Annotated in this window: 8 protein-coding genes, 2 tRNA genes and 3 rRNA genes; 9 read left to right on the top strand and 4 right to left on the bottom strand. The window is 53.2% G+C overall.

Annotated elements, in window-relative coordinates; translation table 11 throughout:
* Window positions 1-74 precede the first annotated feature (74 nt).
* Both fadA and fadB read right to left on the bottom strand, forming a co-directional pair.
* Entirely contained in the window at window positions 75-1238 is a 1164-nt protein-coding gene (gene fadA / locus I6L54_RS00850) for an acetyl-CoA C-acyltransferase FadA (RefSeq protein WP_005133237.1), read from the bottom strand.
* Between the two features lie 9 nt (window positions 1239-1247).
* Complete coding sequence (fadB, locus tag I6L54_RS00845) at window positions 1248-3437, bottom strand: fatty acid oxidation complex subunit alpha FadB (protein ID WP_040230101.1); 2190 nt, start codon at window positions 3435-3437, stop codon at window positions 1248-1250.
* A gap of 189 nt (window positions 3438-3626) precedes the next feature.
* Between fadB and pepQ the strand changes: the two genes are divergently transcribed.
* From pepQ to rrf, 9 genes are all read left to right on the top strand, one after another.
* The gene (pepQ, locus tag I6L54_RS00840) at window positions 3627-4958 is read left to right on the top strand and encodes a Xaa-Pro dipeptidase (protein ID WP_040230102.1); all 1332 of its coding nucleotides are present in this window, start codon (window positions 3627-3629) and stop codon (window positions 4956-4958) included.
* Window positions 4958-5572, top strand: a complete 615-nt coding sequence (locus I6L54_RS00835) for an IMPACT family protein (protein WP_040230103.1) — start codon at window positions 4958-4960, stop codon at window positions 5570-5572. The genes pepQ and I6L54_RS00835 overlap by 1 nt, the downstream gene beginning before the upstream one ends.
* A 38-nt stretch (window positions 5573-5610) precedes the next feature.
* Window positions 5611-7062, top strand: coding sequence for a Trk system potassium transporter TrkH (gene trkH, locus I6L54_RS00830; RefSeq protein ID WP_003017848.1), 1452 nt, complete (start codon window positions 5611-5613; stop codon window positions 7060-7062).
* A gap of 11 nt (window positions 7063-7073) precedes the next feature.
* A complete protein-coding gene (gene hemG / locus I6L54_RS00825; RefSeq protein WP_040230104.1) occupies window positions 7074-7619 on the top strand; it encodes a menaquinone-dependent protoporphyrinogen IX dehydrogenase in 546 nt (181 codons plus the stop codon).
* Between the two features lie 374 nt (window positions 7620-7993).
* Window positions 7994-9533 (top strand): 16S ribosomal RNA (locus I6L54_RS00820).
* Between the two features lie 70 nt (window positions 9534-9603).
* Window positions 9604-9680, top strand: a tRNA-Ile gene (locus tag I6L54_RS00815).
* A 105-nt stretch (window positions 9681-9785) separates the two neighbouring features.
* Window positions 9786-9861: transfer RNA gene (locus I6L54_RS00810), tRNA-Ala, on the top strand.
* A 206-nt stretch (window positions 9862-10067) separates the two neighbouring features.
* Window positions 10068-12974: ribosomal RNA gene (locus tag I6L54_RS00805) — 23S ribosomal RNA — on the top strand.
* 196 nt (window positions 12975-13170) lie between these two features.
* A 5S ribosomal RNA gene (gene rrf / locus I6L54_RS00800) occupies window positions 13171-13286 on the top strand.
* Together the 16S, 23S and 5S rRNA genes with 2 tRNA genes alongside form the textbook arrangement of a ribosomal RNA operon.
* A 165-nt stretch (window positions 13287-13451) precedes the next feature.
* Here rrf and mobB read toward each other — a convergent pair.
* On the bottom strand, window positions 13452-13970 hold the full coding sequence (gene mobB / locus I6L54_RS00795) for a molybdopterin-guanine dinucleotide biosynthesis protein MobB (protein ID WP_149692153.1): 519 nt from the start codon (window positions 13968-13970) through the stop codon (window positions 13452-13454).
* Window positions 13952-14479, bottom strand: a complete 528-nt coding sequence (gene mobA, locus I6L54_RS00790; protein WP_425514910.1) for a molybdenum cofactor guanylyltransferase MobA — start codon at window positions 14477-14479, stop codon at window positions 13952-13954. The genes mobB and mobA overlap by 19 nt, the downstream gene beginning before the upstream one ends.
* Between the last annotated feature and the right edge of the window lie 15 nt (window positions 14480-14494).

The following is a 14494-nucleotide window of genomic DNA, read 5'->3' as shown; positions in this document are numbered from 1 at the left end:
TATCTATGCTCCCGGGGATTCGCTCAGTTGCCGCCGCGATGCAGCGCGAATTATTTAGGGGAATTTATCTTTGATTAAACTCGCTCAAATACCGTTGCGATGCCCTGACCTAACCCGATACACATCGTTGCCAGACCAAATTGCACGTCTTTGCGTTCCATCAGGTTGAGCAGGGTGGTACTGATACGCGCACCAGAGCATCCCAGTGGGTGACCCAGGGCGATCGCGCCGCCGTTGAGGTTGATCTTCTCGTCTATCTGCTCCATCAGCCCCAGATCTTTAATGCACGGCAGGATCTGGGCGGCAAAGGCTTCGTTCATCTCAAACAAGCCGATGTCGCTGGCGGAGAGTCCGGCTTTTTTCAGCGCCAGCTTTGAGGCCGGAACCGGACCATAACCCATGATTGAGGGGTCGCAGCCGACAACAGCCATCGAACGAATACGGGCTCGCGGCGTCAGACCCAGCTCACGAGCACGGCTCTCACTCATCACCAGCATCGCCGCTGCGCCGTCGGAGAGCGCGGAGGAGGTACCCGCAGTGACCGTTCCGCTCACCGGATCGAACGCCGGGCGCAGGGTGGACAGCGCTTCAACGGTTGTCTCCGGGCGGATAACCTCATCGTAGTTAAACTGCTTCAGCACGCCGTCGGCATCATGGCCGCCGGTCGGGATGATTTCGTTTTTAAATGCGCCAGACTGTGTTGCAGCCCAGGCGCGAGCATGTGAACGTGCGGCGAAAGCATCCTGCATTTCACGGCTGATGCCGTGCATGCGGGAGAGCATTTCTGCGGTCAGACCCATCATCCCCGCCGCTTTTGCTACGTTGCGGCTCATGCCCGGATGGAAATCAACGCCGTGGCTCATTGGTACATGGCCCATATGCTCCACGCCGCCCACCAGGCACGCCTGAGCATCGCCGGTCATGATCATGCGCGCAGCGTCGTGCAACGCCTGCATCGAAGAGCCACACAGACGGTTCACGGTGACCGCCGGAACGGAGTGCGGGATTTCCGCCAGCAGCGCGGCGTTACGGGCAATGTTAAAACCCTGCTCCAGCGTTTGCTGCACACAGCCCCAGTAAATATCATCCAGCGCGGTTGGCTCCAGCGCGGGATTACGCGCCAGCAGGCTACGCATTAAATGTGCGGAGAGATCTTCTGCCCGCACGTTACGAAACGCCCCCCCTTTCGAACGGCCCATCGGGGTACGGATCGCATCAACAATTACAACCTGTTCCATTGTGACTCCTTAAGCCGTTTTCAGGCTGCCAACCGGGCGGGCAGGCTCAACCTGGGGATAATACGGTTCGTTATGGCGTGCTTTATCACGCAGGCCAGCCGGAACTTCATACAGCGGGCCAAGGTGCTGATACTGCTGAGCCATATCGAGATACTTCGCGCTGCCGAGCGTATCCAGCCAGCGGAACGCGCCGCCGTGGAACGGGGGGAAGCCCAGGCCATAAACCAGCGCCATATCGGCTTCTGCCGGACTGGCGATAATGCCTTCTTCCAGACAACGCACCACTTCGTTGACCATTGGGATCATCATGCGGGCGATAATTTCTTCATCGCTAAAGTCGCGTTTCGGCTGGCTGACTTCTGCCAGCAGATCATCAACGGTGGCATCCTCTTCTTTCTTCGGCTTGCCCTTGTTGTCTTCTTTATAACGCCAGAATCCAAGACCGTTTTTCTGTCCGAAACGGTTAGCATCAAACAGGGCGTCTATCGCGTCGCGATAATCTTTTTGCATACGCTGAGGGAAGCCTGCGGACATCACTGCCTGCGCGTGATGTGCGGTATCAATACCCACCACGTCCAGCAGATAAGCCGGGCCCATCGGCCAGCCAAACTGTTTTTCCATGACTTTGTCGACTTTGCGGAAATCCGCCCCATCACGCAGCAGCTGGCTGAAACCGGCAAAATAGGGGAAGAGTACGCGGTTCACGAAGAAACCGGGGCAGTCATTCACCACAATTGGCGTTTTGCCCATCTGACTTGCCCAGGCGACAACCCTGGCGATGGTTTCATCCGAGCTTTTCTCACCGCGAATGATCTCAACCAGCGGCATACGGTGCACCGGGTTAAAGAAGTGCATCCCACAGAAGTTTTCCGGGCGCTTGAGCGCGCTGGCCAGCTCGTTGATTGGGATGGTAGAGGTATTCGACGCCAGTACGGTGTCCGGGCGAACTTTGTCTTCAGTCTCCGCCAGCACCGCTTTTTTCACTTTCGGGTTTTCCACGACCGCTTCAACCACCACGTCCACACGCTCAAAGCCGCTATAGTCGAGGGTTGGATGAATGGTGGAAATCACGCCCGCCATTTTCAGACCGTCAATTTTGCCGCGCTCAAGCTGTTTGTTCAGTAGCTTGGCCGCTTCGGTCATGCCGAGCGTTAATGATTTGTCATTGATATCTTTCATCACAACCGGCACGCCTTTCCAGGCTGACTGGTACGCGATGCCGCCACCCATAATACCTGCACCCAGCACTGCCGCTTGCTTTGGTGCCTCAATATTTTTGGTGAGTTTTTTGGCTTTGGCTTTCACGAACTGATCGTTCAGGAATATCCCAACCAGCGCGCGAGCTTCACTGGTGTGCGCCAGTGGCACAAAGCTTTTATTTTCCAGATTCAGCGCTTCATCACGGCCAAAACGGGCCGCTGCTTCAATGGTTTTTACTGCGGTAATCGGCGCGGGATAGTGCTTACCTGCCGTCTGCGCTACCATACCTTTGGCAATGGTAAAGCTCATAGCCGCTTCAATTTTGCTGAGTTTCAACGGCTCCAGCTTCGGCTGACGTTTGGCTTTCCAGTCAAGATCGCCATTAATTGCCTGACGTAATACCGCAATCGCGCCATCAAGCAGTTTGTCTTGCTTCACCACGCCATCGACCAGGCCGATTTTCAGCGCTTGCTCAGCGCCAACATCTTTACCTGCCGCAATGATTTCCAGCGCGCTGTCTGCACCCAGCATACGTGGCATACGCACGGAGCCACCAAAGCCCGGCATAATACCCAGCTTAGTTTCCGGCAGGCCGATGCGCAGGTCCGGCGTTGCCAGACGATAATCGGTTGCCAGGACACACTCGCAGCCGCCGCCCAGCGCGTAGCCGTTTACCGCAGAGAGGGTCGGAACAGGCAGATCTTCGAGGCGGTTAAAGACGCTGTTGGCAAAATGCAGCCACTGGCTCAACTGCTCTTCAGGCACGAGGAACAGTGAAAGGAATTCGGTGATATCGGCACCAACAATAAAGGCTGCTTTGTTAGAACGCAGCAGCAGCCCTTTTAAATTCGGTTGTTTTTCCAGCACGTCAAGCGCATGGCCCAGGCTGGCAACGGTGGCCGTGTCGAGTTTATTGACCGAACCAGGGGCATCGAACACCAGTTCGGCGATGCCATCTTCCAGCCAGTCGAGGTACAGGGTGTCGCCTTTGTAAAGCATGTCAGTCTCCTGAATCCGCAAGGTGATCTGGTCATACCAGATGAATCGAAGTGTGTATTTTGTGTTAATAAAATGCAAATGAATGATTAAAGAAATGACGATTTGATCACGCTCGGCAGAAATCACGCACTCACAAGGCGATGTGCTAAGATGCGGAGACTTGAGGTCAAAAAAACAGAAGGATAGAAAATGGAATCACTGGCCGCACTCTATAAAAATCATATCGTTACCCTACAGGAACGGACGCGCGACGCGCTGGCGCGCTTCAAGCTGGATGCGTTACTTATTCATTCAGGTGAGCTGATTAACGTCTTTCTCGACGATCATCCGTATCCGTTTAAGGTCAACCCGCAGTTTAAAGCCTGGGTTCCCGTAACGCAGGTTCCCAACTGCTGGTTGCTGGTGGATGGTGTGAATAAGCCAAAGCTGTGGTTCTACCTGCCGGTCGATTACTGGCACAACGTTGAACCGCTGCCGACCTCTTTCTGGACGGAAGAGGTCGAGATCATCGCGCTGCCGAAAGCGGATGGTATCGGTAGCCAACTGCCTGCTGCTCGCGGCAATATCGGTTATATCGGTCCGGTTCCGGAACGCGCACTGCAACTGGACATCGCGGCCAGTAACATCAACCCGAAAGGGGTGATTGACTACCTGCATTATTACCGTGCTTATAAAACGGATTACGAACTGGCCTGCATGCGCGAAGCGCAGAAAATGGCGGTGAATGGACACCGTGCCGCGGAAGAAGCGTTCCGTTCCGGAATGAGCGAGTTTGACATCAACCTCGCTTACCTGACGGCTACCGGTCATCGCGACACCGACGTGCCATACAGCAACATCGTGGCGCTTAACGAGCATGCTTCGGTTCTTCATTACACCAAGCTGGATCATCAGGCGCCGTCTGAAATCCGCAGCTTCCTGCTCGACGCTGGCGCGGAATACAACGGCTATGCGGCAGACCTGACGCGAACCTGGTCGGCGAAAAGCGACAACGACTATGCGCATCTGGTGAAAGACGTTAACGACGAAGAGCTGGCGCTGATTGCCACCATGAAAGCAGGTACCAGCTACGTGGATTACCACATTCAGTTCCATCAGCGCATCGCGAAGCTGCTGCGTAAGCATCAAATCATCACCGATATGAGTGAAGAGGCGATGGTAGAAAACGATCTTACCGGGCCGTTTATGCCACACGGCATTGGTCACCCGCTGGGCCTGCAGGTACATGATGTCGCTGGCTTTATGCAGGATGACAGTGGTACCCATCTGGCCGCGCCGTCGAAGTATCCTTACCTGCGTTGCACCCGCGTATTGCAACCGGGCATGGTTCTGACCATCGAACCGGGCATTTACTTCATTGAATCTCTGCTGGCGCCATGGCGTGAAGGGCAGTTCAGCAAACACTTCAACTGGCAGAAAATTGAAGCCCTGAAACCGTTCGGCGGTATTCGTATTGAAGACAACGTGGTGGTCCACGAAAACAATATCGAAAACATGACGCGGGATTTGAAACTGGCGTAATGGACAGTTGGTTAATCCCTGCGGCGCCGGTTAGCGTCGTCGAAGAGATCAAAAAAAGCCGCTTCATTACGCTGCTCGCCCATACGGACGGCGTAGAAGCGGCAAAAGCGTTTGTTGAGTCAGTCAAAGCGGAACACCCGGACGCCCGCCACCATTGTGTGGCGTGGGTGGCGGGTGCGCCCAATGACTCGCAGCAGCTGGGATTTTCAGACGATGGCGAACCGGCGGGTACGGCAGGTAAACCGATGCTCGCACAGCTGATGGGGAGCAGTGTCGGTGAGATTACTGCGGTGGTGGTGCGCTACTACGGCGGTATCCTTCTCGGTACGGGAGGACTGGTAAAAGCCTACGGTGGTGGGGTGAATCAGGCGCTGCGGCAGTTAACGACACAGCGCAAGACGCCATTAACCGAATATACTTTGCTGTGTGAGTACGGTCAGCTGGCAGGCATTGAAGCCTTGCTGGGGCAGTTTGACGGTAAAGTCGTTGCCAGTGATTACCAGGCTTTTGTTCGACTCAGGGTGGCGCTTCCTTTTGCCAAAGTGGATGAGTTTTCGGCAAAACTGGCGGATTTTAGTCGTGGTTCATTGCAATTGTTAGCGATTGAAGAATAATCCCCACCTCATTTTAAAGAACTAAGGAAGCGGCAGAGATGCATTTTCGCGCCATCACCCGAATCGTTGGACTACTGGTCATCTTATTCTCGGGGACAATGATTATCCCTGGACTGGTAGCGCTCATCTACCGTGACGGGGCAGGGCGTGCATTCACCCAAACTTTCTTCGTTGCTTTGGCGATCGGCTCCATGCTGTGGTGGCCAAACCGTAAAGAGAAGGGCGAGCTAAAATCACGCGAAGGATTTCTGATTGTCGTTTTGTTCTGGACCGTGCTGGGGAGCGTGGGTGCGCTGCCATTTATTTTTGCGGAAAGCCCTAACCTCACGATAACCGACGCTTTTTTTGAATCCTTTTCCGGATTGACCACTACCGGTGCGACGACGCTGGTGGGGCTGGATTCATTGCCACACGCGATTCTCTTTTATCGCCAGATGCTGCAATGGTTCGGCGGGATGGGGATCATCGTGCTGGCGGTGGCTATCCTGCCTATTCTTGGTGTGGGTGGCATGCAGCTCTATCGGGCAGAAATGCCTGGGCCGCTGAAAGATAATAAAATGCGCCCGCGTATTGCCGAAACGGCAAAAACGTTGTGGCTTATCTATGTATTACTGACGGTGGCCTGCGCACTGGCGCTATGGTTTGCCGGGATGCCCGCGTTTGATGCCATTGGGCACAGTTTTGCCACAATTGCCATTGGCGGCTTTTCCACACACGATGCCAGCGTGGGCTATTTCGACAGTCCCACGATTAACACTATTATTGCTATCTTCTTGCTGATCTCCGGTTGTAACTATGGTCTGCACTTCTCTTTATTAAGCGGGCGTAGTTTGAAGGTCTACTGGCGCGATCCGGAATTCCGCATGTTCATCGGCGTACAGTTGACGCTGGTGGCTGTCTGTACGCTGGTGTTGTGGATACACAATACCTATGGATCTGCGCTCACGACGATCAACCAGGCCTTTTTCCAGGTGGTATCGATGGCGACGACCGCCGGATTTACTACAGACAGTATTGCCCGCTGGCCGCTGTTCCTGCCGGTGCTGTTGCTGTGTTCTGCGTTTATCGGCGGGTGTGCCGGGTCGACGGGCGGTGGCTTGAAGGTGATTCGTATCCTGCTGCTGTTTAAGCAGGGTAACCGTGAATTGAAACGACTGGTCCATCCGAATGCGGTTTACAGTATCAAACTGGGTAATCGTGCGTTGCCGGAGCGAATTCTTGAAGCCGTATGGGGATTCTTCTCTGCCTATGCGCTGGTCTTTATTATCAGTATGCTGGCGATTATTGCGACTGGCGTAGATGACTTCTCTGCGTTTGCCTCCGTGGTCGCGACGCTGAATAACCTGGGGCCAGGGCTGGGGGTTGTCGCCGACAACTTTGCCAGTATGAACCCCGTAGCGAAGTGGATCCTGATTGCCAATATGCTGTTTGGTCGTCTGGAGGTCTTTACTCTGCTGGTACTCTTTACCCCTACCTTCTGGCGTGAATAATGGAGTAACACGTGAAAACACTGATTCTTTTTTCTTCCCGGGACGGACAAACGCGCGAAATCGCCGAGTATCTGGCTTCTGAGCTCAAAGAGCTGGGTGTTTGGGCGGATGTGCTTAATTTGCATCGTACCGCGGAGCCTGACTGGCAAAATTATGACAGCGTGGTGATTGGCGCCTCGATTCGCTATGGTCATTACCATGCTGCTTTTCAGGAATTTGTGAAAAAGCATGCTACGCGGCTGAATGCGATGCCGAGTGCGTTCTACTCCGTTAACTTGGTTGCCCGTAAACCGGAAAAACGCACGCCTCAAACTAACAGCTATGCGCGCAAGTTCCTGATGAGTTCGCCGTGGCGGCCAGACCGTAGCGCGGTTATTGCCGGCGCTTTGCGGTATCCCCGTTATCGCTGGTATGACCGCGTTATGATCCAACTGATAATGAAGATGTCAGGCGGTGAAACGGATACGCATAAAGAAGTGGTGTATACCGATTGGGAACAGGTCGCGGGTTTCGCGCGGGAAATCGCCCAATTAACCCACAAAACGGTGTCAAAATAAGCGTAAAGAATAAAAAATAATCACTCGGAAAATTATTTTAAATTTCCTCTTGTCAGCCTGAAATAACTCCCTATAATGCGCCTCCACTGACACGGAACAACGGCACGCAAGCCGCCGGGTCGGCGGGGTTTCACTGAGAACCTCGGCGAAGAAAGCACAATTAAATGCTTGACTTCGTGGCGGGATGGCGTAATATGCACACCCCGCGCCGCTGAGAAAAGCGAAGCGGCACTGCTCTTTAACAATTTATCAGACAATCTGTGTGGGCACTCGAAGATACGGATTCTTAACGTCGCAAGACGAAAAATGAATACCAAGTCTCTGAGTGAACATACGTAATTCATTACGAAGTTTAATTCACGAGCATCAAACTTAAATTGAAGAGTTTGATCATGGCTCAGATTGAACGCTGGCGGCAGGCCTAACACATGCAAGTCGAACGGTAGCACAGAGAGCTTGCTCTCGGGTGACGAGTGGCGGACGGGTGAGTAATGTCTGGGAAACTGCCCGATGGAGGGGGATAACTACTGGAAACGGTAGCTAATACCGCATAACGTCGCAAGACCAAAGAGGGGGACCTTCGGGCCTCTTGCCATCGGATGTGCCCAGATGGGATTAGCTAGTAGGTGGGGTAACGGCTCACCTAGGCGACGATCCCTAGCTGGTCTGAGAGGATGACCAGCCACACTGGAACTGAGACACGGTCCAGACTCCTACGGGAGGCAGCAGTGGGGAATATTGCACAATGGGCGCAAGCCTGATGCAGCCATGCCGCGTGTATGAAGAAGGCCTTCGGGTTGTAAAGTACTTTCAGCGAGGAGGAAGGTGCTGAGGTTAATAACCGCAGCAATTGACGTTACTCGCAGAAGAAGCACCGGCTAACTCCGTGCCAGCAGCCGCGGTAATACGGAGGGTGCAAGCGTTAATCGGAATTACTGGGCGTAAAGCGCACGCAGGCGGTCTGTCAAGTCGGATGTGAAATCCCCGGGCTCAACCTGGGAACTGCATCCGAAACTGGCAGGCTAGAGTCTTGTAGAGGGGGGTAGAATTCCAGGTGTAGCGGTGAAATGCGTAGAGATCTGGAGGAATACCGGTGGCGAAGGCGGCCCCCTGGACAAAGACTGACGCTCAGGTGCGAAAGCGTGGGGAGCAAACAGGATTAGATACCCTGGTAGTCCACGCCGTAAACGATGTCGACTTGGAGGTTGTGCCCTTGAGGCGTGGCTTCCGGAGCTAACGCGTTAAGTCGACCGCCTGGGGAGTACGGCCGCAAGGTTAAAACTCAAATGAATTGACGGGGGCCCGCACAAGCGGTGGAGCATGTGGTTTAATTCGATGCAACGCGAAGAACCTTACCTACTCTTGACATCCACGGAATTTAGCAGAGATGCTTTAGTGCCTTCGGGAACCGTGAGACAGGTGCTGCATGGCTGTCGTCAGCTCGTGTTGTGAAATGTTGGGTTAAGTCCCGCAACGAGCGCAACCCTTATCCTTTGTTGCCAGCGGTCCGGCCGGGAACTCAAAGGAGACTGCCAGTGATAAACTGGAGGAAGGTGGGGATGACGTCAAGTCATCATGGCCCTTACGAGTAGGGCTACACACGTGCTACAATGGCATATACAAAGAGAAGCGACCTCGCGAGAGCAAGCGGACCTCATAAAGTATGTCGTAGTCCGGATTGGAGTCTGCAACTCGACTCCATGAAGTCGGAATCGCTAGTAATCGTGGATCAGAATGCCACGGTGAATACGTTCCCGGGCCTTGTACACACCGCCCGTCACACCATGGGAGTGGGTTGCAAAAGAAGTAGGTAGCTTAACCTTCGGGAGGGCGCTTACCACTTTGTGATTCATGACTGGGGTGAAGTCGTAACAAGGTAACCGTAGGGGAACCTGCGGTTGGATCACCTCCTTACCTTAAAGAAACGTTCTTTGTAGTGCTCACACAGATTGTCTGATGAAAAATTAGCAGTAAAAATCTCTGCAGGCTTGTAGCTCAGGTGGTTAGAGCGCACCCCTGATAAGGGTGAGGTCGGTGGTTCAAGTCCACTCAGGCCTACCAAATTCTTTCTGATACCGCGTTGTGAAACGACTCGCATACTTCAGTATGCTTCGCCGCTCCACGCCTTGTCTCAGCAAGAATTAAGGTGAATGAGATAACTACGATGGGGCTATAGCTCAGCTGGGAGAGCGCCTGCTTTGCACGCAGGAGGTCTGCGGTTCGATCCCGCATAGCTCCACCATCTTTACTGCAACAATACAAGAAAACTTCAGAGTGTACCTGAAAAGGTTCACTGCGAAGTTTTGCTCTTTAAAAATCTGGATCAAGCTGAAAATTGAAACGACACACTGTTTCATTTCTCCGTAATAAGAAATGAAAAGCGGTGTGTTCGAGTCTCTCAAATTTTCGCAACACGGTGGTGTTTTACGAAACATCTTCGGGTTGTGAGGTTAAGCGACTAAGCGTACACGGTGGATGCCCTGGCAGTCAGAGGCGATGAAGGACGTGCTAATCTGCGATAAGCGTCGGTAAGGTGATATGAACCGTTATAACCGGCGATTTCCGAATGGGGAAACCCAGTGTGATTCGTCACACTATCATTACGTGAATACATAGCGTAATGAAGCGAACCGGGGGAACTGAAACATCTAAGTACCCCGAGGAAAAGAAATCAACCGAGATTCCCCCAGTAGCGGCGAGCGAACGGGGAGCAGCCCAGAGTCTGAATCAGCTTGTGTGTTAGTGGAACGGTCTGGAAAGTCCGACGGTACAGGGTGATAGTCCCGTACACCAAAATGCACAGGCTGTGAACTCGAAGAGTAGGGCGGGACACGTGGTATCCTGTCTGAATATGGGGGGACCATCCTCCAAGGCTAAATACTCCTGACTGACCGATAGTGAACCAGTACCGTGAGGGAAAGGCGAAAAGAACCCCGGCGAGGGGAGTGAAAAAGAACCTGAAACCGTGTACGTACAAGCAGTGGGAGCCTCTTAATGGGGTGACTGCGTACCTTTTGTATAATGGGTCAGCGACTTATATTCTGTAGCAAGGTTAACCGTATAGGGGAGCCGAAGGGAAACCGAGTCTTAACTGGGCGTTAAGTTGCAGGGTATAGACCCGAAACCCGGTGATCTAGCCATGGGCAGGTTGAAGGTTGGGTAACACTAACTGGAGGACCGAACCGACTAATGTTGAAAAATTAGCGGATGACTTGTGGCTGGGGGTGAAAGGCCAATCAAACCGGGAGATAGCTGGTTCTCCCCGAAAGCTATTTAGGTAGCGCCTCGTGAACTCATCTTCGGGGGTAGAGCACTGTTTCGGCTAGGGGGTCATCCCGACTTACCAACCCGATGCAAACTGCGAATACCGAAGAATGTTATCACGGGAGACACACGGCGGGTGCTAACGTCCGTCGTGAAGAGGGAAACAACCCAGACCGCCAGCTAAGGTCCCAAAGTCACAGTTAAGTGGGAAACGATGTGGGAAGGCACAGACAGCCAGGATGTTGGCTTAGAAGCAGCCATCATTTAAAGAAAGCGTAATAGCTCACTGGTCGAGTCGGCCTGCGCGGAAGATGTAACGGGGCTAAACTGTGCACCGAAGCTGCGGCAGCGACACTATGTGTTGTTGGGTAGGGGAGCGTTCTGTAAGCCGTTGAAGGTGTGTCGTGAGGCATGCTGGAGGTATCAGAAGTGCGAATGCTGACATAAGTAACGATAATGCGGGTGAAAAACCCGCACGCCGGAAGACCAAGGGTTCCTGTCCAACGTTAATCGGGGCAGGGTGAGTCGACCCCTAAGGCGAGGCCGAAAGGCGTAGTCGATGGGAAACAGGTTAATATTCCTGTACTTGGTGTTACTGCGAAGGGGGGACGGAGAAGGCTATGTTAGCCGGGCGACGGTTGTCCCGGTTTAAGCATGTAGGCGGAGGTTCCAGGTAAATCCGGTACCTTATTAACGCTGAGGTGTGATGACGAGGCACTACGGTGCTGAAGTAACAAATGCCCTGCTTCCAGGAAAAGCCTCTAAGCATCAGGTAACACGAAATCGTACCCCAAACCGACACAGGTGGTCAGGTAGAGAATACCAAGGCGCTTGAGAGAACTCGGGTGAAGGAACTAGGCAAAATGGTGCCGTAACTTCGGGAGAAGGCACGCTGATATGTAGGTGAAGTGATTTACTCATGGAGCTGAAATCAGTCGAAGATACCAGCTGGCTGCAACTGTTTATTAAAAACACAGCACTGTGCAAACACGAAAGTGGACGTATACGGTGTGACGCCTGCCCGGTGCCGGAAGGTTAATTGATGGGGTTATCCGTAAGGAGAAGCTCTTGATCGAAGCCCCGGTAAACGGCGGCCGTAACTATAACGGTCCTAAGGTAGCGAAATTCCTTGTCGGGTAAGTTCCGACCTGCACGAATGGCGTAATGATGGCCAGGCTGTCTCCACCCGAGACTCAGTGAAATTGAACTCGCTGTGAAGATGCAGTGTACCCGCGGCAAGACGGAAAGACCCCGTGAACCTTTACTATAGCTTGACACTGAACACTGGTCCTTGATGTGTAGGATAGGTGGGAGGCTTTGAAGTGTGGACGCCAGTCTGCATGGAGCCAACCTTGAAATACCACCCTTTAATGGCTGGTGTTCTAACGTGGGCCCGTAATCCGGGTTGCGGACAGTGTCTGGTGGGTAGTTTGACTGGGGCGGTCTCCTCCTAAAGAGTAACGGAGGAGCACGAAGGTTAGCTAATCCTGGTCGGACATCAGGAGGTTAGTGCAAAGGCATAAGCTAGCTTGACTGCGAGAGTGACGGCTCGAGCAGGTGCGAAAGCAGGTCTTAGTGATCCGGTGGTTCTGAATGGAAGGGCCATCGCTCAACGGATAAAAGGTACTCCGGGGATAACAGGCTGATACCGCCCAAGAGTTCATATCGACGGCGGTGTTTGGCACCTCGATGTCGGCTCATCACATCCTGGGGCTGAAGTAGGTCCCAAGGGTATGGCTGTTCGCCATTTAAAGTGGTACGCGAGCTGGGTTTAGAACGTCGTGAGACAGTTCGGTCCCTATCTGCCGTGGGCGCTGGAGAATTGAGGGGGGCTGCTCCTAGTACGAGAGGACCGGAGTGGACGCATCACTGGTGTTCGGGTTGTCATGCCAATGGCATTGCCCGGTAGCTAAATGCGGAAGAGATAAGTGCTGAAAGCATCTAAGCACGAAACTTGCCCCGAGATGAGTTCTCCCTGAGACTGTAAGTCTCCTGAAGGAACGTTGAAGACGACGACGTTGATAGGTCGGGTGTGTAAGCGTAGCGATACGTTGAGCTAACCGATACTAATGAACCGTGAGGCTTAACCTTACAACGCCGAAGATGTTTTGGCGAAGAGAGACGATTTTCAGCCTGATACAGATTGTAAGTACGCAATAGTTTGCGCAGCAGCAAGGCGGCAAGTGAAGCGACGGAAGGAGCATACAGAAGTATGTGACTGAGGTTCGCGAAAGCAGCCAACGCGGCGGGTGCGATAAAGTATTGCGTACAGAGCACAAAGAATTTGCCTGGCGGCTGTAGCGCGGTGGTCCCACCTGACCCCATGCCGAACTCAGAAGTGAAACGCCGTAGCGCCGATGGTAGTGTGGGGTCTCCCCATGCGAGAGTAGGGAACTGCCAGGCATTAATTAAAGTGAAGAAGCCCATCCTGACGGATGGGCTTCTTTGCGTCTGTGCGGGGTAAAAACCGCCGGATGCAGCGTCCCGCCTTATCCGGCCTGCGCTGGACTGAATGTATTTTGTAGGCGCTGATAAGCGCAGCGCATCAGGCTCATCACAACACCACAGTTACCATCTTATCCATTGCGTAACAAAATCAGCAAGTTGCTGTATATCGTTGATATCTAACAATGGCACATCCACCGCCAGCGGAACATCACTGGCAACTGCGATAACATATTCGTCTATCGCCAATTCCTCAGGACTGTGCCCGCAACCGTCGCGAAACAGCACGATCTTAGCGACAGGTTCATGCTTAAAGCCCTCAACCAACACCATATCCAACGTTGAAGCGTCCATCCGGCTTACCAGATACGCTAAATCCAGTTCTGGCTCTTCCGGTGTTTCTACCATTAACGCCCATCGTTGCTGGCTGGCGACTAGCGTTTGTGCAGCACCCGCTTTACGAAGCTCATAGCTATCTTTGCCGGGTTTATCGACATCCATATTGTGATGAGTATGCTTAATTAATCCGGGACGTATACCTCTGGCACGTAGCTCAGGAATCAATTTTTTGAGCAGAGTGGTTTTTCCCGTTCCGCTCCATGCTGCAATGGCGAGTAATGGGATCATGATTTTTCCTGCCATTTTGCGAGTTCTTCGGGGGTGTTCACGTTCACGAACGCATCTTTGTGATCGCTGAAATCGACGGCATGGCCGCCAGCCTGGCGCATAAAGACCATAACGCGTCTTTCACCGGACTGAAGATAATCCTGCAGTAAGGGCTGCATGGAGCGGTGCATCAGCGCAATGGTCGGATGATCTCTTTCACCATCATGCACCCAGACAACCGGTGCAGCTTTGCGCTGCTCTTTTAAACGAGCGACCAGATCGTGAGGAATATAGGGCATATCGCACGGGCAGAACAAAAACCATTCCCCCGTTTGTTGCAGGAATACCGACAGCATCCCGGCCAGTGGGCCAGGGAAATCGGCCAATGAATCAGGAATAACTTTCAGGCCGCTTTGCTGGTATATATCCCTGTGGCGATTGGCATTAACCACCACGGTTTCGACCTGCAAAGCGAGAATGTCGGCCACATGTCGCCAAAGAGGTTTACTGTCCAGCTCAAGCAGACCTTTGTCGGTTCCACCCATCCGTCTGGCCTTACC

The organism is Citrobacter pasteurii, from assembly GCF_019047765.1.
GTDB classification, from domain to species: domain Bacteria; phylum Pseudomonadota; class Gammaproteobacteria; order Enterobacterales; family Enterobacteriaceae; genus Citrobacter; species Citrobacter pasteurii.
This window is presented reverse-complemented; position numbering and strand designations above follow the sequence as displayed.